This is a genomic window from Parvimonas parva (assembly GCF_016552165.1).
In the GTDB taxonomy this organism is placed as follows: domain Bacteria; phylum Bacillota; class Clostridia; order Tissierellales; family Peptoniphilaceae; genus Parvimonas; species Parvimonas parva.
This window is the reverse complement of record NZ_JACVDA010000001.1, coordinates 14702-34369: the sequence shown is the minus strand read 5'-3', so window position 1 is coordinate 34369 and position 19668 is coordinate 14702. Positions and strand designations below refer to the sequence as shown.

The following is a 19668-nucleotide window of genomic DNA, read 5'->3' as shown; positions in this document are numbered from 1 at the left end:
TTCTTACAAAAATGCTTTAAATGGTATATACAAAAGTAATTAAATATGTTATACTGTTAAAGTGTTAGGATTAACATAATTAATTATTTTTATTTTAAGGGGGATTTTTCTATGAAGAAAAGGTTTTTGACGCTGTTATTAGCATTTTCATTATTGTTAAGTAGTACATCTGCTGTTTTTGCAAATGAAAATGTTAATATAGGCACAAAAATTGGTAAAACAGAAAGTAAGTATGTTCCGGATGAAAATGCTGAAAAGTCTTACATAGTTGTTTTAAAGGATGATTCAAATGTAGATTTTGCTAGTTTGAGTACGCCTGAAGGAAAAAAATCAAGGGAATCTAAATCAAAAGTATTACTGGATTCTTTTAAAGCAGAGTTAAAAAAGGCTGATATAAGCTATGAAACTCTTTATGAATACGATTTATTATTCGCCGGTATTGCTTTAAAGACTAAGGTAAAAAATATTAAAGCTATTGAAAAAATGGCTCTAGTTGAATCAGTTGAAATTTCAAATGAATTTTCAAAACCTACTGTTAAAGAGAGCAGTCAAGAATTTGGACCTAAGAGAAGAAAAAGAAGTATTGATTCAAACAATTTGATGAAAGTTACTGATGAGCTTAGAAAAAAATACAATGGTCAAGGTAGAGTTGTAGCTGTTTTAGATACGGGTCTTGATGTTGACCATGAAATTTTAAGAGTTACTGATGTTTCAAAAGGAAAATATCCAACTAAAGATTCTATGGAAAAGAAAATGCAAGAAGTTGGTATTAATTATGGTAGTTGGAGAAATGATAAGGTTGTTTATGCACACAATTACAATACAAACGGAACAAATGTAAAGGAAACTATTAAAGAAGATTCTCATGGTATGCATGTTTCAGGTATTTCTGTTGGTAATCCTAAAGAAGAAAAGGAATTTAATGATGAAAATGGAAATAGTAAAAAAGAAAGAATTATAGGAACAGCTCCTGAGGCACAACTTATTTTTATGGGTGTGTTCCAAGGAGAAACTACTTTTTCACATATGTATGCAAAGGCTGTTGAAGACTCTGTAAAACTTGGTGCAGATAGTATTAACTTGAGTTTAGGAGCTGCTAACGGTTCAATTGCATCTGTTGGTAAGGCAATGGATAAAGCAATTTCGTTTGCAAGAAAAATGGGAGTTATCGTTGCTATTGCGGCAGGTAATGACGGACATTTCGGTGCATTTACTGAAAAGCCTCCTGTAACAAATCCTGACTATGGTACTGTTGGAAGTCCTGCAGTTGCAAAAGATTCTTTAGCCGTTGCAGCTATGAATACAACTGTTGAAAGAATTAGAACAATCACTATTGAAGGTGTTGACGGTTTAATTAGAACAGCAGATTTCATCAAAGGTGTTGATGATAAAGGTGATTTAGATGAAAATAAAGATTTCATTGCACCGGGACAAGCTGAACAAACTTATGATATGGTTGAAGTTGGTCTTGGAAATGAAGAATCTGACTATGCTAATAAAGAAGTTAAAGATAAGATAGTTGTTGTAAAAAGAGGGGTTAAAAGTTTTGCAGATAAAATCATTTTAGCTGAAAAACATGGCGCTAAGGGTGTTATAATATATAACCACGAGCAAGGTGGAGACGATATTATGCTTATGGATTTTGGACAACAAAGACCTCAAGTTAAAATTCCTTCTGTATTTGTTGGAAATAAATCCGGAGAATTGTTAAAAACTAATATAAATAAAAAAGTTAAATTTGTAAGACAATTAACTGTCGTACCTTATGCAAAAGGTGGAGAATTAACAGATTTCTCATCTTATGGTTGGGCATCTGACGGTACTTTTAAACCGGATATAACTGCTCCGGGCGGACTTATTTATTCTTCAATAAATAATAATAACTATATGTCTATGAATGGTACTTCAATGGCAACTCCTCATGTTGCAGGTGCTGTTACTCTTGTAAGAGAAAGTTTGAATAAAAGACATCCTGAAATTACCGGAGAAAAAGAGTATGATATTTTAAAAGCTATGATGATGAGTACAGCTGATCCTGTTAAGGAAAAAGGAACTGAAAATTATGTTTCTCCTAGAAAACAAGGTGCTGGTGCTATAAATGTTGAAAAAGCAACAAGTAGTGAAATTTATGTTGTTGATAGCAAAGATAATCCGAAAGTTTGGTTACATGACGTTGATAGTAAATTTGATATTAATTTAAAAGTTGTAAATATTGGAAAAGAAACAAAAACTTTAAAATATAAAACTGTTTTAGGTACAGATGCTACTGAAAATGGAAGATTTGCTTTAAAGACAAAGACTTTAGATACAATTGAAGGAAAAGAAATTACTGTTAAAGGTGGAGAAACTGTAAATGTAACAATCACTGTTGATGCAAGTAGTTTTGATGCTCAATTAATTAAAGAGATGCCAAAAGGATATTTCTTAGAAGGCTTTGTATTCTTCAATGACGCAAAAGACGGAGGAAAAGAAATCAGTATTCCATTTAGTGGATTCAAAGGAAAATGGGCAAATGTACCTCTTTGGGAAAAACCGGTTTATGATTTTAACATTAAAAACAAAGAATTACCAATTTATACAATGCAAGAAAATGTATTTACCGGAAACTTTACTTCACTTATAACTGTCGAAAACAATCCATTTGCAAGAGCAAAACAATGGGAAGATAATAACAGACAAATGTATAATTTTGTTGGAAATATGGGGGAAATTCCTCTAGGATTCAATGTTAGAAATTTTGAATTTTCAAAAGATAATTTAGCAATTTCTCCAAATGGAGATAATAACAAAGACTTCGCTATGTTCAAAGGTGTATTCTTTAGAAATTCACAATATGTTAGAGTTGAAGTATTTAATGAAAATAATGAATTAGTTTACAAAAATGGCTCAGGATATGGAGCAAAGAACAGCAATAACTACAATCCAAAAGTTCCAAAATCTACTTTCATAGAGGCAACTTACTGGAACGGAATGGTTAATAATAAACCACTTCCTGAAGGAAAATATAAATATGTTGTTATGGCAAATTCTGAAGTTGGTGGCCAGGCTATGACTGACCAAAAATTAGAATTTGAAGTTAAGCTTGATGTTACTGCTCCAAAGATTGCAACACCAAAAGTAGAAGGAAATATCTACAAACCTGAAATTACAGATAATTTAAGTGGTGTTGAAGAAACTGTCTTGAGATATATTGATTCAGATGGAAAAATGTGCTGGATAGAATCAAATGCTGATGGTAATTTTGAAGTTCCAAACGGAATTGACCATAAGAATATTTATATTCATACATTTGACTATGCCGGAAATATGGCATCTCTTAATTTAGACGGTTCAGAATATGTTGATCCACAATTTGTTCCACAAGATTTTGGTGCAAATATTAAGCCAATTTTTAGAGTAACAAATTACAAAGATTTTGAAGGAAAACATATAGAAGGTTCAGAAAAATTAAATATGTTCCCAATTGAAATTAATTGGAGAGAAAAAGTTGGTATAAATGTTGAGGGTAAAGCATGGTATGAAATGGGTAATTTTAGTTATATTAATGAATTAGTTAATATTTCTCCAGGAACTCATCAAATTTCTATTTCCGAAATACCTAATGTTTATGAGCCACTAAAAGAAAATACAAAAAATGTAACAGTTGAACAAGGAAAAATTGCTGAAGTCGTATTTGAAACAAGACAAAAAGAAGAAGTAATAGAAAAAGGATATGGAGAAGTTAATATCAGATTACAAATTAATAACTATCCAGATAACTATATGGGACCCGGCGCATCATATGTAATCAAAGATAAAGACGGAAAAGTTCTTGAAAGTGATAGTATAAAGAAATATACAAAATTATATGAATCACCTGCAGTTGACCAAGGAAATCTAAAAGGAATTAATTTCCATAGAGATATTATGACTGTTCTACCTGTTGGAGAATACACTGTTGAATTAACAACAATGGATGATATTTTAAAATTTGAAACAACTTCAATTAAATTTACAGTTGAAGAGAATAAACCTAAGAGAGTAATTTTCAAAGCTCAAGAAATGATTAAAGATGTTGTAAATATTGGATTTGAAGGATTAGATGAATTACCTGAAGGTGTTAAGGTTACTTTGGTAAATGCTGATTCAAAAGAAGAAGTTAAACTTGAACAAAGTAAGTTTAATAAAAAAGTGTTCTATGTTGATGTTGTAAATGGAAAGTATAATGTCAAAGTGGAAGTTCCAGAAGGATATGCAGTTGACAGAGATGCTTTTGAAATTACAGTTTCAAATGATAAAGTTAGAGAAATTGTTAAAATTAAAAAAGCAGTAAAATTAACTGATAAAACTAAAAAAGTTTCAGTTTCAGGATATCATGTGAGTGAAGATTGGACTTTAAAAGCTGAATTAAAAGATAAGAATAAAGTTGAAAAATTAAAAGACCTAGATGTTGATTTATATGACATTTACTTTGTTGATAAAATGGGAAAAAAAGTTACAGTTCCAAAAGGAGAATACAAAGTTTCAATCGCTAAGACTAAAGGAAAAACAGCTGACGATATTTTCTATGTAAATGAAAAAGGCGAACTTGAAAGCCTAAAAGGAACAATGACTCAAGATGATAAGAATGTAATGTTTACAACAAAACATTTTTCAGACTATGCAATTTCTTATGGAAAAGAAGAATCTAAGAAACCAGAAGACGATAAAAAACCTGAGGACAATGACCAACAAGGTGGAAAACCACAAGATGGTGGAAAACCACAAGATAATGGAAATTCAGGACAAAATGCTGACCAAAATGGTGGAAAACCACAAGATAATGGAAATTCAGGACAAAACGCTGACCAAGATGGCGGAAAACCACAAGACGGTGGAAAATCACAAGATGATGGAAAACCACAAGACGGTGGAAAAGATTCCGGAGAACAAGATAAACTTAAGAAAACAAATGTTGATACAAATGTTTTAAGTTTTGTTGTATTAGCAGTTGCATCACTAGCAATAGCATTAGTTGTTAACAAAAAAAGAACAAATAAATAGTTTTTGAAAAAGTGGTTACGATGTAGCCACTTTTTTTGTGGGCTAATGTGGCTGATTTATTCTTGCAATTTAGGATTTTAAATTTTTCCTTAATAATATTTTTATAAAGTTAATAGATATTGACATTTCTTATCAAATGATTTATCATTATGGTTAGCGTTATTAATTAGGAGGATTTATGAAAAAATTTTTTAAAAAATTTGTGGCTTTAGTTTTCGTTATTTCTTTAATTGTTCCAAATTTTACTTTTAAAAGTTTAGCTCAAGAGAACAATAGAGATAAAGGATATGATGAAATTTCTGATTTGTTTGGAGAGGATGATCATAAAGAAAAAAAAGATAAGGGAAAGGAAAAGCCTAATGAAAATTTAGGTGGAGGAAAAGTTGAAACTAAGGAAAATGCAGAGTCTAAAAAATGGGGTGTTAAAGACTTTGTTATCGAGAATGATACTATTTACGGTTTTTCAAAGCTAGGACTTGAAAAATTAAAGTTAGACGGAAATCTTGTTTTACCAAGTGAAAAAGATGGTGTAAAAATTACAAAAATTTCAAGTTTTGCGTTTTATCCTAAGAAAAATGAAGAGATTCCTAACTATTTAGATAGAGAGGAAGAGGGAGGAAAAAAGTCAAGTAAAGATGTTGACGGCTACGAAATTAAAAATTTAGGTTATAGTTTTAATGATACATTATTAAAGTCAGTTGTTATTCCTGAAGGTTATAAATTCATTGGACAAGATGCTTTTGTTTACAATAAAAATTTATCAAGTCTTAAAATTGCATCAACTATTGAAAGAATAAGTGATTATGCTTTTGCTCATATTGCTATTTCAGGTGCTTTAGAGTTGCCTAAGGGTTTGAAGTCTTTAGGAGATTCTGCTTTTATGGATAGTACGATATCCGGAAAATTGATTTTACCTGCAAATTTGGAAAATTTGGGAGAAAGAACTTTTAAAGGTAATTCTATTTCTAATGTTGAATTTATGGGTGAAAAGATAAAGATAATAGGCGAAAAAGTTTTTGAAGATAATAAAATTGAAACAATAAATATTCCTGATAGTATAGAAAAGATAGCAACAGATGCTTTTAATAGTAACTATGGTGATGAAAATTATGGTTATATTGTTACTCTTTGGACTAAGGGAAAAAATAATAAACATAATTTATCAGGAGCTTCTTTTTATGTTGATCCAAGTGATGATAAAAAAGTGCAAAAACTTGATATGAATTATAATATTTGGGAAAATAAAGATTTTGAATACAATAAAGAAGGAAATGCTGTTAAAGGTTTTTCACAAAGAGGTAAAATAAAGGTTAGAAGAAATAAAAAATTAGAAATTCCAACAGAAAATAATGGTGTAAAAATTACTGAGATTGAAAAAGATGCTTTTAGAAATGTAGATTTTGGAAATGAAAGTTTAAGAAAATATGATTTGGAAAGTGTTAAACTTCCAACTCATATAGAAAAAATAGGAGATTTTGCTTTCCAATCAAATAATTTAACAGAACTTGATGTTCAAGATAATGAGAGTTTAGTTTATATCGGAAAAGGCGCATTTATGAATAACAAGATAGAAATGTTAAGTTTGAATGATAATTTAAAAGTCATTGACGATGCAGCCTTTCATATAAATAATATTGATACGGTATTTTTACCTTCAAATGTTGAAAAAATTGGCTTTTCCGCTTTTAGAGAAAATAAAGTTAAAAATTTTTTTTCAATGTCTGATAAACTTACAGAAATTGGAGAAATGGCATTTTTAGGTAATGCTATTGAAAATTTAGATTTGTCAACTCTTCCAAATTTAAAAGTTATTGGAGTTCAGGCTTTTGCTGGAAATTTAATAAATAATATTACTTTTCCTAATAGTATTGAGGAAATAAGAGAGGAATCTTTTAGAAAAAATGAAATCAAAAAAATAGAAATTCCAAATAGTATAAAGAGAATTGCATTTAATGCTTTTAGTGAAAATGTTGGGGATGATACTTTAAAGAAAGTTATTATTAAACTTTCAGACAAAAATACAAATAAAATTCCTGATGGAGAAAATTTTGTAGTAAATTTAGATGAGTTGGCAACAGATAAAAGTGAATTAAATAAAACTTTGGAAAAACTTGGAAAAATAAATTTGGATAATTTACAAGATGAAACTAAAAAATTATTCTTAGAAATTAAAAAAGAAGGTGAAAATCTTTTAGCTAAAGAAAAGTTAAGAGAAGGTGAGATGCTTAAATTTGTTTTTGAAACTAACTTTTTGATTGACAGATCAAATATTGATGTTTTAGTAAAAAAAGCAAAAGAAAGTATTTCAAAATCAACTGATAAAGAAAAAAATAAATTACTTCAAGATAAAATAGATTATGCACAAAAAAATTATGCAAATAGTGCATTAACACAAAGGAAAGTAAAAAGATTAGAAAAAGAACTTAAACTTTTAACTGATCTTGTAAATAATACGGGAGAAATTTCTTCTTGTACTATGGTTCAAGGGAAACATTTATTGAAAAGTCCACTTCCTATTCCTTCTTATTGGATTGGAGTAAATGTTTATTTTGATAAGGATGGAAAAATTCTATATGTTTTAGATATGAGTTATACAATTGGTGAAGGACAAAAGTCTGAACATGGTATTGCTATTGAAAATGTAGATGAGGACAACGCAGGTTATCACTTGCTTGCTATCGACACTCTAAGTGATTATGAGGGTATTGGTTATAAAGATATTTTATCTAAAACAGTTGATACAGTTGGAAATATAGTAAATGTTGAAAAAGCAAAATATCACAGAGAAGGTATTTATAATGCGATAAAAGATGCTTGCCAGGATTATAGTAAAATTAAAAAAGCAAACATAACTGATAAAACGGGTAAAAAAGTTACAGTTAGAGTTTCAGGCTCAGAATTAAAGGAAGATTGGACTTTAAAAGCTGAATTAAAAGATAAGAATAAAGTTGAAAAATTAAAAGACCTAGATGTTGATTTATACGACATTTACTTTGTTGATAAAAATGGAAATAAGGTTAATGTTCCTCAAGGTGAATACAATGTTTCAATAGTAAAAGCTACAGGAAAGACTGCAAAAGCAGTTTATTATGTAAATGATAAAGGTACTCTTGAAAATATTGAATTTACTCAAGATGATAAGAATGTAATGTTTAAAACAAAACATTTTTCAGAATATGCAGTTTCTTATGGGAAAGAAGAATCTAAGAAAACGGAAGACGATAAAAAACCTGAGGACAATGACCAAAACGGTGGAAAACCACAAGATGATGGAAAACCACAAGATGGTGGAAAATCACAAGACGGTGGAAAACCACAAGACGGCGGAAAATCACAAGATGGTGGAAAACCACAAGATGGTGGAAAAGATTCCGGAGAACAAGATAAACTTAAGAAAACAAATATTGATACAAATGTTTTAGGGTTAATTGCCGTTGCGGTTGCATCACTAGGAATAGCATTAGTTGTTAACAAAAAAAGAACAAATAAATAGTTTTTGAAAAAGTGGTTACGATGTAGCCACTTTTTTTGTGGGGGAATTGGCTTAAGCGAAGTAGAGTACAATTCTTGAATATCGTACAGTCGATTGTAACAAAATCAAAGTTTTGGACAATCTTTGTGTTAGACCTACTATGTTTGCAAGAAAACAAGTTAGGGATAGATTGACTAATGCTAGGGATGATGAATGGGTTTTTGTTAAAGAAAAATGGTATTATGCTGAAAAAGGCGGAATAATCGTTCAAGACAAGACAATAAAAATCAACAATGTAGAATACACATTTGATTATAATAGTGTATTAGTTGACTAGTAATAAAAATAGACTGAGTTTAACTCAGTCTATTGTTATTGTGAAACAACAAGGTTGGTGGGCACCACGCTATTATTTATCCCAATTTTTTCTTGAAAAATAAGGAAAGATTAAACCTATCAGTATAAAAATTACTCCTAATAGAGAAAATCCATTGGTATTTTTGATATATACAAAGAAAAATATAATCCCTAAAATCAAGAGCCTTCCGGATATACTATAATTTTCATAGTATTTTTCAAAAGATTTATTTCTAAATATTTTAAATTTCCCTATTTTGGTAAAAAATACTAAGTAGGAACTTATACAAATACAAGTTACAGCTATAATAGTAATATAAAATTTATTCACATTTAGTAAATGTAAAAACGCAATTATAAAACCAGAAAACAATACAACTAAAAATGATTTGTATAAATCTCCTGTACTAATTCTTTTCATTTTTTATTCCTTTAACTATTTTTATTTATTGTTCATCATAAATTTCACTATATCCATTATGAATTTCAAATTCTTCTGAATATAAAGGACCACAAATATATTCATAGTGTCCAGAATCTTTATAAAAAGTTGTTTTATATCTACGATACATCTTTCCGTTTTTTATTTTATATTGAGTAATTCTTCGATAGTAACAAGTAACGGGAGCATTTAATCCAAAAACACTGATTATAGCACCAACTGCAACTCCAACAGGGCCACCAAGAACTATTCCAGAAATAATTCCAGCAAGTACAGAAGATGAGCCTATACTACTAAAACTTCCATCATCAATATCTCCATCTTCCCAATTTTCGTATGCTCTTAACACTACGTTTTTGTTTTCATTTGTTTCTGTTGCATTAGTTTTTAAACTAGGAACAACTATTCCTAAACATAAACTTGTTATTAATAATGTTGAGATTTTCTTTTTCATAATTTTACTCCTTTTCTAAACTAACATATAAATTAAAATTTGTAAATTTGAAAAATACCGATCTCCATTTTTATACCTGCTAATACTTAATTTCATATTAAGCTCCTAATATATTAATTCAAAGATACTAAAGGACTTTTTCCTATTGTTAACTATAACTAAATTATATCATAAATGTAGGAAAAAAACAACTATTTTAATTGAATAAATTTATCTTGTAACTCATTGCTTATTTTACGGATTTATATTACAATAATATAAGAAGAAGTATGTTTTTAAGGAGTTGTTATGATTTATTTAGATAATGCCGCGACTACGAAAGTTCGCGATGAAGTTATAGATATTATGGTAAAATATTTAAAAGAAAATTATGGGAATCCGTCATCTCTTTATGATTTCGGTTATTCTGTTTCGAGGGATATAAATTCTTGTAGGGAAGTAATTGCGAAGTACATAAATGCAAAGAGTGAGGAAATTTTTTTCAATTCTTGTGCGACAGAGGGTAATAATACTGCAATTTTTGGCTCGATTTCAAGTGCAAAGGGAAAGAATATTGTTTCAACAGATATTGAACATTCTTCTGTTTATAATGTGTTTAAGTCTTTAAAAGAGAAAAAAGAGATTAGGACTTTAAAGCTTGATGATAGGGGCTATATCGATATTCAAAGTGTAAAAAATCTTGTTGACGAGAATACAGAAATTGTTTCAATTGCTTATGTTCATAATGAACTTGGGGTTATTCAAGATGTTGAAGGCATTGGAAAGGCGATTAAGGAAAAAAATAAGAAATGTATTTTTCATGTCGATTCTGCCCAGGCCTTTGGTAAGGTTAATATTGATGTTAGAAAATCAAAGATTGATATTTTAACTTTGAGTGGGCATAAAATTCATGCTCAAAAGGGAATTGGTGCAATTTTTGTAAATAAAAATATAAATTTAAGACCTTTTGTTTTGGGTGGAGGTCAAGAAAAGGACTTTCGCTCAGGTACTGAAAATGTAGCGGGTATAATGGGTTTAAAGGTTGCGACTGAATTTATGTATGAAAATCTTGAAAAAAGAAAAGAATATTTGCATCATCTAAGAGAACTTTTAATAGGGGGTATTTCAGAAATCGAAAATCACAAATTTTTGACTAATGAAAATGGCGTTCCAAATATTGTAACGGTAGCTTTTGAAAATATTAGAAGTGAGGTGCTTTTACATTTCTTGGAAAGCGAAAAGATTTATATTTCAACAGGCTCTGCTTGTAGCAAGGGTAAAAAGAGTAGAACTTTTGATGGAATAGGTCTTGATAATAAATATAATGACGGAGTTGTAAGGATTTCTCTTTCGGAGTTCAATACGGAGGAAGAAATTAAAATTTTTATAGAAAAACTTAAAAAATATATTGATGAAATTAGAATGATTATGAGAAGGGGAAGATAATGGATTATTTAATTAGCGTAAGCTTCGGAGAGCTTACTTTAAAGGGCGATAATAGAAAAGATTTTGAAAATAGAATTATAAGAAAGATAAAAAAGGCGATAGCGGATTTTGAAGTTGAAGAATTTTACAAGGAGCAGGGAAAAGTCTATATCAAGGCTGATAGAGAGCTTTTTGATGAAATGATTGAGCAAATAAAAAAAGTTTTTGGGATTTTTTATATTTGTGAAGTTTTACGTTGTGAAAAAAATGTAGAGAGTATAAAAGAGGCAACAAAGACTTTAATAGGTGATTTAAAAATATGTGAGGAAAAAACTTTTAAGGTTTTCGTAAATAGAGTTGATAAGAAATTTACTCCAAAATCTCCGGAACTTTCAAGAGAACTTGGTGGTGTAATTCTTAAAAATTTTGGCAATATTTTAAAGGTTGACGTTCATAATCCACAAATGCCTGTTTATGTTGATGTTAAGGAATATGCTTATGTCTATGTTAAGAGATATAGAGGTTTTGGTGGACTTCCAATCGGCTCAAGTGGTAGGGGACTTCTACTTCTTTCAGGAGGTATCGACAGTCCCGTTGCAGGTTTTGTTATGGGAAAAAGAGGTATGGAAATCGGCGCGATACACTTCCATTCTTATCCGTTCACAAGTGAAAGAGGCGAAGAAAAGGTTAAGGACCTTGCAAAAATTCTTTCAAATTATGTTGGGAAATTTTCAATGACAAGCATAAATCTTTTACCTATTCAAAAAGAGATTGCAAGTAAATGTCCTGAAAAGGAAATTACAATTTTAGGTAGAATTTTTATGATGAAGATAGCTGAAAAACTTGCGATAAAACAAAATTATCACGCTTTGATTACAGGAGAAAGTCTTGGACAGGTTGCAAGTCAAACTATTCAAGGAATTACAGTTGTGGATAAATCTACTGAAATATCAATTTTAAGACCTTTAATTGCAATGGATAAAACTGAAATCATTGATATTGCAAGAACGATAGACACTTACGAAACAAGCATCTTGCCTTTTGAGGATTGCTGTACTGTGTTTTTACCAAAACATCCGGTAACAAAACCAAAGATTGAAGATATAAATAACAGTTTATCTCTTTTAGAAGTTGATAAACTTATTGATGAAGCATTGGCAAATAAGAAAGTGTATGAAATAAATGAACAATAATACGAAAGGTTTTTTATATACGATTTTAGGGGCGATTTGTTGGGGATTTTCTGGATTTTGTGGAGATTATTTGTTTTCTGTTAAAAAAATTTCTCCACTTTGGGTTGCTCCGGTAAGACTTTTAACGGCATCTGTGATTTTATTTGTAATTTCACTTTTTGTCGTCGGTAAAAAAACTTTTGAGCCTTTAAAAGATAAAAAAGACATTTTACGACTTATAAATTTTGGAATATCAGGGCTTGTCGGAGCCCAATTTACTTATCTTATGGCAATTTCCTATTCAAATGCAGGAACTGCAACAGTTTTGCAATATTTGGGAGTGTCTTATTTGGTTATCTATGTTTGTATAAGAAATTTAAGATTTCCAAGCAAGGTTGAAAGTATTTCCCTAGTTTTTGCATTAATCGGAACGTTTTTAGTTGCAACACGTGGGAATATCAACAGTCTTTCCATAAATCCGAATGCTTTGTTTTGGGGACTTCTTGGAGGAGTTGGACTTGTAACTTACAGCTTAACACCGGTTGTGCTACTAAAAAAACATAATTGCTTTTCTGTTTTAAGTTATGCAATGTTTTTTGGTGGAGTTTTTTTGAGTTTGATTTTAAGACCGTGGAATATTGCTGTTGAATTGGATTTTTTAACAATAATGGCATTTTTAGGACTTGTGGTAATTGGAACGGTAATTTCATTTTTCCTTTATATGAGCGGAGTTAATCTCATAGGCCCGATAAATGCAAGTCTTTTAAATACCTGCGAGCCGTTGTCTGCAATTTTATTTAGCGTGGTGCTTTTGAATTTAAAATTACAATTAATCGACTTTGTCGGCTTTGCATTTATAATATCAACAGTTTTCATCTTGAAATTAGGAATGAGAGGAAAGTAATAGGAAATCTAGTGAATAATTTAATTTTATACTCAAAAAGGGGTCTTTTCGACCCCTTTTGTAATATATTTTTCTACCGAAAGTTTTAGTAAATTCGGTTATTTTTAAAATATCTTCTATAAAAACTTTCTTTTTATTTGAATAGTAATTCATTTATTCAAAAACTTTGTCGCTTTTGCTTTCCAAAACTTTTGAGCTAAGTCCTATAAACCAGGCAATTATCATCGGGATAACCCAGCCAAGACTTAAGTTGTAAAGCGGAAGTCTTGAAACTAGATTTGTAATAAGAGGTAGGTTTATATTTACGCTTTGTAGGGATTCTACAACGGCTATGAATGTTACGACATAACAGATTAGTCTGTATGTGAACTTATTGTATGAAAAATATTTTTCAGTAAGTCCAAGTAATATTAAAGTTATTGAAACAGGATAAATCGCAATTAAAACCGGAACGGAAACTTTTAGGATAGTGTTAAGTCCAAAATTTGCAACTAAAAATGATGCTAAAGTCCAAAAAATTATCCATTTACTATATGAAACTTTTTCCTTTGTTAAGCCCTCAAAATATTTACTTATACTTGTTATAAGTCCGATACAAGTTGTAAGACAAGCAAGAGTAAAGATACTTGCAAGTAATACAATTCCAAATTTACCAAAAACATATTGAGAAACAGTTGTTAAGATTTCAGCACCGTTTTTTGCATTTTCAGTCAAGCCTGAAGTTGTCATTCCGATGTATGCAAGCATTGCGTAGATTACAAAAAGGAAAGCGCCGGACACCAAACCAACCTTAACAGTATAACCTACAACTTTGTTTTCGTCCTCAACTTGAAAAGATTTAATCGCAAGAGAGATTACAAGACCGAAGTTTAACGCTGCGATTGTATCCATTGTATTGTAGCCTTCTAAAAATCCCTTAACAGTTGAAGAATTTGCATAATCTCCAACAGGGCTTGTTACGGCATTTGGATTTTTAAAAAGTACGCCTAAAAACATTATAGTTATTAAAAGTAGAAGAGAGGGTGTTAAAAATTTTCCCATTCTTGAAACTAATTTGCTTGGCTTTAAGCAAACCAAATAAGCGACAAAGAAGAATACAAAAGTATAAACAAGTCTTGAAAGATTTACTGAAACATTTTCCGGTAAAAATGGAGCAACTGCCATTTCAAAAGGTAAACTTCCGGCTCTTGGTATTCCAAGTCCAGGCCCTATTGCCATATAAATCATTGTTGTAAAAATTATCGCAAAGTATTTGTCAACTTTTCCGGCAAGATTTGAAAGACCTTTTGTCTTTGCGACACATACAACACCCAAGATTGGAAATACAACGGCAGTTATACCGAAGAAAATTAGACTTTGAAAAGCAGAACTTCCCGCTTGCTTTCCAAGAAGAGGAGGGAAGATTAAATTTCCTGCTCCGAAAAATAAACCGAATAGCATTATTGCTACACTAAAAAATTGTTGTTTTGATAAATTGTTTTTCATAAAAACCTCCTGAATTTGAATTTGAAATTGTATTGTTTGTTGTTTCTTCGCAATAAAAAAGTCCTTTGTTCTAATAGAACAAAGGACGAAATATTTTCCGCGGTACCACCTTATTTTTTCAAAAAATGAAACACTCAAACATCTAACAATGTCGGGTTTTTGTAACGCAAACCACTGCGGGATTCCTTACTTAATTCACGAATCCTTTAAAAAAGATGATTTTCAAAAATCTTCCGTATTAGTTCTCACCAAACACTAACTCTCTGAAACTTTCAATTTTCTACTCTTTCTTTCAAATTTATTATTATGTTAGATATTTTACCACTTAAAAAAATATTTGTCAATATATTTTTGTGATTTTCTTAAAAATAACTTAACAATATTACATTGATACTTTGGTTTAATTTTTATAAAGTGAAAATTTATGTTCATCTGTTGATTTTATTTGTATTTAGTGATAAAATTATTGACACACAAAAGTTTTAGGAGGTTTAAATGAAGAAACAAGATGTAAATTTACAAAAGTTGAATATTTTTTCTGATTTATCTGATGAAGAAATTGATGATTTTAAAAAAGAACTTAATATATTAAAATATAAAAAGAATGCTTTTTTGTTTAAACCGGAAGATAAGGCTGAAACAATGTATATTATAGCAAGTGGGAAGATAAAAGTTTTTACTATAAGCAATTCAGGGATTGAGCAAATGCTATATATTTATCAAAAAGATGATTTCATCGGTGGACTTAATCTTTTAAAGAGGACAGCATATATTTACTACGGACAAGCTATTGAGGATACTTTGGTAATTTCACTTTCAAGGGAATGTTTTGACAAAATTATAAGTAAATATCCAAAGGTTACGATAAAATTTTTAGAGGAGTCATTTTTAAGAATACGACATGCAGAAGATTTGGTAACAAGACTTATAGAAAATAGAGCAGAGCTAAAGGTTGCATCTCTATTGCTAAGCCTTGCAAGAAATTTTGGTGTAAAAAAAATTGACGGAATTTTACTGGAATTAAATATAAGCCGTGAAAATATGGGATCCTTTGCAGGACTAACAAGAGAAACCGTAACTCGTAAACTTGCAGAACTAAATGCAAATGGAGTTATCGAGCTTATCGAAACAAAAAAAATACTAATAAAAGATGTAGATTACTTAAAAAATATACTAGAGAGATAATGGAAAATTATCTCTTTTTTTGTAAAAAAATGATAATAGTATTTCTGAAAGAAATAAAAAAATTTACTGATTGATTATTTTTACAAATATCGTTAGATTTTTTTTAAGATAACTCAACCTTAGTTATTGACTTATTTCTTTTTAGGTGTTAAAATTTAGTTGACTAATAAAAGTCAAATAAATTTTAAAAGGAGATTTATATGAAGGGATTTTTAAAAAAATTTTTAGTTCTGACTTTGGCAGTTGGAATGTTAGGAGCTTGTTCTCCAAAACAAGCAGAACCTAAGAAAGAAACAAAGGTTGAAAAAAAAGAAGGCACTGAAAAGAAAAAAATTACAGTTTTTGCTGCAGCTTCAATGACTGAAACAATGGAACAAATCAAAAAAGTATATGAAGAAAAACATAAGAATATTGAATTAGTTTATACTTTTGATTCTTCAGGTACATTAAAGAAACAAATTGAACAAGGTGCACAAGCTGATATTTTTATCTCAGCAGCTCAAAAACAAATGAATGCTTTAGATAAAACTAAAACAGCGGACGCGAAAGTTGTTATTGATGAGGCGAGTAGATTTAATCTTTTAGAAAATAAAGTTGTACTTGCAGTTGCTAAGGGAAATCCTGCAAAAGTTGAAAAATTTGAAGATTTAGCAAATGATAATATCACAAAAATTGCGCTTGGAAACTCTGATGTTCCTGTTGGACAATATTCCGAAGAACTTTTGAAAAATTTAAACATTTGGGAAAAAATTCAACCAAAAGTTACTTTAGGTAGCAATGTGAAAGAAGTTACAACTTGGGTTAAAGAAGGCGTTGCAAGTTGTGGTATAGTTTATGCAACTGATGCTTATTCAGCAGGACTTGAAGTTGTTGCTACTGCAAAAGAAGGAATGATTAAGACTCCTGTTTTATATCCTGCAGCAGTTTTGAAAAATTCTAAGAATGCAAAAGAAGCTAAAGAATTTTTAGAATTCTTAAAAGGCAATGAATGTAAGGCAATTTTTGAAAAAGTTGGCTTTGCAATAGCAAAATAATTTAAAAAATATTTTTAAAAAATAGTAGTACGAAAGGGAAGTGTTTATGGATCTTTATCCTCTTTTAAATTCGCTGAGAATTGCATTAATATCTTCTGTGATAACTTTTTTTATCGGTATATTCTTGGCATATTATATTTCAAAACTTAATAGATTTGTAAGGGGAATTTTGGATGTTATCCTAACACTTCCTTTAGTATTACCACCGACGGTTATCGGATTTTTCATTTTGAGATTATTATCTCCGAGAAGTGCAATCGGAAGTTTTTTCTTGGAAAAATTTTCAATAAGACTTGTTATGAACTGGTATTCTGCAATCTTTGCAACTGTAGTCGTAACTTTTCCTCTAATGTATAGAATAGCCAGAAGTTCTTTTCAAAATTTCGATATGAATTTAAAATATGTTGCTCAAACACTTGGAAAGAGTAATACTTGGATTTTTTGGAGAATTACTTTACCTAATTGTAAACAGGGTATTTTAGCGGGACTTGTTTTAAGTTTTGCAAGAGCCTTGGGAGAATATGGAGCGACAAGTATGGTTTCAGGCTACACTCCAAACGATACGGCAACAATTTCAACAACTGTTTATCAACTTTGGAGAACGGGAAATGACGCTTTGGCTTATAGATGGGTGCTTGTAAATGTTGTAATTTCATTTACAGTTCTTGTCGTTATAAATATGTTGGAAAAGAAAGCGGTTAAAGATTAAATAAAAATTGGAGTAATTTATGATTTATGTTGATATTGAAAAGAATTTTGGAAAATTTAATTTAAGAACGAAATTTGAATTTGACAATGAAATAATGGGACTTTTGGGAGCGTCAGGAAGTGGAAAAAGTCTTACTTTAAAATGTATTGCAGGAATTGAAAAACCCGATAAAGGAAGAATTATATTAAATGATAGAGTACTATTCGACTCTGAAAAAAAGATAAATATTTCTCCAAAGGATAGAAAAATAGGTTATTTATTTCAAGATTATGCCCTTTTTCCAAATATGAATGTATATGAAAATATTAAAGTGGGTATAAGAGAAAAAGAGAATTTTGATAAATTCATTATAGAAAAACTTGAAGAGATGAGGATTTCTCATTTAAAAGATAAAAAAATTTATGAAATTTCTGGTGGAGAAAAGCAAAGAGTTGCTCTTGCGAGATTACTTATAAATAAGCCGGAAATTATACTTTTAGATGAACCTTTTTCTGCCTTGGACGACTATTTGAAATGGAAAATAGAATTGGAAGTTGGGGAAGTGTTAAGAAAATATAAAATTCCTACAATTTTAGTTTCACATAGTAGAGAAGAAGTCTATAGACTTTGTAAGGAAATTTGTGTAATGTCAAGTGGAAAAAGCGAAGAGCTTATGCAAAAAAAAGAGCTTTTTAAAAATCCAAAAACTTTTTCGTCCTGCCTTATTTCAGGTTGCAAAAACTTTTCCGAAATTGAAAGAATTTCAGAAAATAGACTTTTTGCAAAAGATTGGAATGTTGAACTTGAAACTAGCGATGCAATTTTAGAAAATCATAAACTTTTAGGAATTCGTGCTCACTTTATTGAATTTATAAAGTCAGATAAAAATTCATTTGAAGTTGAAGTTGATAAGGTTATTGAAGATGTATTTAATTATATAATCCTAGTTCGTAAAAAAGGTGCAAGAAAATCCATAAGGGTTGAAGTAACAAAGGATATTTGGAAAAAGGTTGAAAACGAAAAAAATCTTTTTATAACTTTTAAAAAAGAAGATTTAATTTTGCTTGAAGAGAAAAATAATTAAATAAATCGAGATAGGAGATTATATGAAAGATAGATTTGGAAGAAATATCACCTACCTTAGAATTTCAGTTACCGATTTGTGTAATCTTAGATGTAAATACTGTATGCCCGAAAGTGGGGTTGAAAGGCTTTGTCATAGTGATATTCTATCCATTGAAGAAATTGTTGAAATAGTTAAAATAGCATCGAAAAACGGAATAAAAAAAATTAGGTTGACAGGCGGGGAACCTTTGGTTCGTCGCGGTTTTATTAATTTGTGTAAAGAAATTTCTAAAATTGATAAAATAGAAGATATTGCAATAACGACAAATGGAGTTCATCTAAAAGCTATGGCAGATGAACTTTTTGAAAATAAGGTTAGAAGAATAAATTTTAGTCTTGACACTTTGGTAAAAGAGAAGTACAATGATATAACTCGAAGAAATGATTTTGACAAAGCTATGGAGAGTCTTTTTTATGCGATTGAAAAAGGTTTTAAGGTAAAGCTTAATGTCGTTCTAATCGGTGGCTTTAATGATGATGAGGTAGAAAATTTTGTGAATTTAACCAAAGATTATGATATAGAAGTGCGTTTCATTGAGCTTATGCAAATAGGTGAAAGTGCAAATTGGAGTAAGGATAAATTCATTTCAAACAAGATTGTTTTAGATAAAATTCCTGATTTGGAGTTTGAAGGAGTGTCAGGCGTTGCAAAAATTTATAAAATAAAAGGCTATAAGGGGAAAGTCGGTCTTATAAGTCCAATAAGTTGCTCTTTTTGTGAAGATTGCAATCGTATAAGACTTACAAGCGACGGGAAACTAAAGCCTTGCCTACATTCAAGAGATGAAATAAATCTTAAAGGGCTTAGTGGCAAAGAATTAGAAGAAATTTTTAAAAAAGGAATTTACGAAAAACCTGAAAAACATCATCTTGAAGATGGAAAAAGTGAAAGTACAAGAGATATGAACAAAATCGGAGGATAGA

13 protein-coding genes and 1 other annotated feature are annotated in these 19668 nt (G+C 30.0%); of the genes, 11 read left to right on the top strand and 2 right to left on the bottom strand.

Annotated elements, in window-relative coordinates; genetic code table 11:
- Positions 1 to 111 precede the first annotated feature (111 nt).
- The 3 genes from IBJ83_RS00130 (at position 112) to IBJ83_RS00120 (ending at position 8831) form a co-directional block, all read left to right on the top strand.
- The gene (locus IBJ83_RS00130) at positions 112 to 5022 is read left to right on the top strand and encodes a S8 family serine peptidase (protein ID WP_201274857.1); all 4911 of its coding nucleotides are present in this window, start codon (positions 112 to 114) and stop codon (positions 5020 to 5022) included.
- A gap of 178 nt (positions 5023 to 5200) precedes the next feature.
- The gene (locus IBJ83_RS00125; protein WP_201274856.1) at positions 5201 to 8515 is read left to right on the top strand and encodes a leucine-rich repeat domain-containing protein; all 3315 of its coding nucleotides are present in this window, start codon (positions 5201 to 5203) and stop codon (positions 8513 to 8515) included.
- A 139-nt stretch (positions 8516 to 8654) separates the two neighbouring features.
- Positions 8655 to 8831 (top strand): hypothetical protein, encoded by a 177-nt coding sequence (locus tag IBJ83_RS00120; protein ID WP_201274855.1) that lies wholly within the window; start codon positions 8655 to 8657, stop codon positions 8829 to 8831.
- Between the two features lie 466 nt (positions 8832 to 9297).
- Here the strand turns inward: IBJ83_RS00120 and IBJ83_RS00115 are convergent, their stop codons facing one another.
- Positions 9298 to 9747 (bottom strand): hypothetical protein, encoded by a 450-nt coding sequence (locus IBJ83_RS00115; RefSeq protein ID WP_201274854.1) that lies wholly within the window; start codon positions 9745 to 9747, stop codon positions 9298 to 9300.
- Positions 9748 to 10035: 288 nt separating this feature from the next.
- On the opposite strand from IBJ83_RS00115, the gene IBJ83_RS00110 reads away from it, so the two are divergent.
- The 3 genes from IBJ83_RS00110 to IBJ83_RS00100 are packed head-to-tail and all read left to right on the top strand — an operon-like array spanning position 10036 to position 13227.
- Positions 10036 to 11172 (top strand): cysteine desulfurase family protein, encoded by a 1137-nt coding sequence (locus tag IBJ83_RS00110; protein WP_201274853.1) that lies wholly within the window; start codon positions 10036 to 10038, stop codon positions 11170 to 11172.
- Positions 11172 to 12344 (top strand): tRNA uracil 4-sulfurtransferase ThiI, encoded by a 1173-nt coding sequence (thiI, locus tag IBJ83_RS00105; protein ID WP_201274852.1) that lies wholly within the window; start codon positions 11172 to 11174, stop codon positions 12342 to 12344. The genes IBJ83_RS00110 and thiI overlap by 1 nt, the downstream gene beginning before the upstream one ends.
- Complete coding sequence (locus IBJ83_RS00100; protein WP_201274851.1) at positions 12334 to 13227, top strand: DMT family transporter; 894 nt, start codon at positions 12334 to 12336, stop codon at positions 13225 to 13227. The genes thiI and IBJ83_RS00100 overlap by 11 nt, the downstream gene beginning before the upstream one ends.
- 153 nt (positions 13228 to 13380) lie before the next feature.
- On the opposite strand, the gene brnQ is transcribed toward IBJ83_RS00100, so the two are convergent.
- Complete coding sequence (gene brnQ, locus IBJ83_RS00095; protein ID WP_201274850.1) at positions 13381 to 14712, bottom strand: branched-chain amino acid transport system II carrier protein; 1332 nt, start codon at positions 14710 to 14712, stop codon at positions 13381 to 13383.
- A 78-nt stretch (positions 14713 to 14790) separates the two neighbouring features.
- Positions 14791 to 15017 (bottom strand) — a binding site (T-box leader).
- 190 nt (positions 15018 to 15207) lie between these two features.
- Between brnQ and IBJ83_RS00090 the strand changes: the two genes are divergently transcribed.
- The 5 genes from IBJ83_RS00090 to moaA all read left to right on the top strand — a co-directional run bounded on the left by IBJ83_RS00090 (position 15208) and on the right by moaA (position 19667).
- Positions 15208 to 15897: a Crp/Fnr family transcriptional regulator gene (locus tag IBJ83_RS00090; RefSeq protein ID WP_201274849.1), complete on the top strand. Its 690-nt coding sequence runs from the start codon at positions 15208 to 15210 to the stop codon at positions 15895 to 15897.
- Between the two features lie 200 nt (positions 15898 to 16097).
- Positions 16098 to 16931, top strand: a complete 834-nt coding sequence (modA, locus tag IBJ83_RS00085; RefSeq protein ID WP_201274848.1) for a molybdate ABC transporter substrate-binding protein — start codon at positions 16098 to 16100, stop codon at positions 16929 to 16931.
- 46 nt (positions 16932 to 16977) lie between these two features.
- On the top strand, positions 16978 to 17640 hold the full coding sequence (gene modB, locus IBJ83_RS00080; RefSeq protein ID WP_068473250.1) for a molybdate ABC transporter permease subunit: 663 nt from the start codon (positions 16978 to 16980) through the stop codon (positions 17638 to 17640).
- Between the two features lie 19 nt (positions 17641 to 17659).
- Positions 17660 to 18703: a sulfate/molybdate ABC transporter ATP-binding protein gene (locus tag IBJ83_RS00075; protein ID WP_201274847.1), complete on the top strand. Its 1044-nt coding sequence runs from the start codon at positions 17660 to 17662 to the stop codon at positions 18701 to 18703.
- A gap of 22 nt (positions 18704 to 18725) precedes the next feature.
- On the top strand, positions 18726 to 19667 hold the full coding sequence (gene moaA / locus IBJ83_RS00070; RefSeq protein ID WP_201274846.1) for a GTP 3',8-cyclase MoaA: 942 nt from the start codon (positions 18726 to 18728) through the stop codon (positions 19665 to 19667).
- Position 19668: the final 1 nt, after the last annotated feature.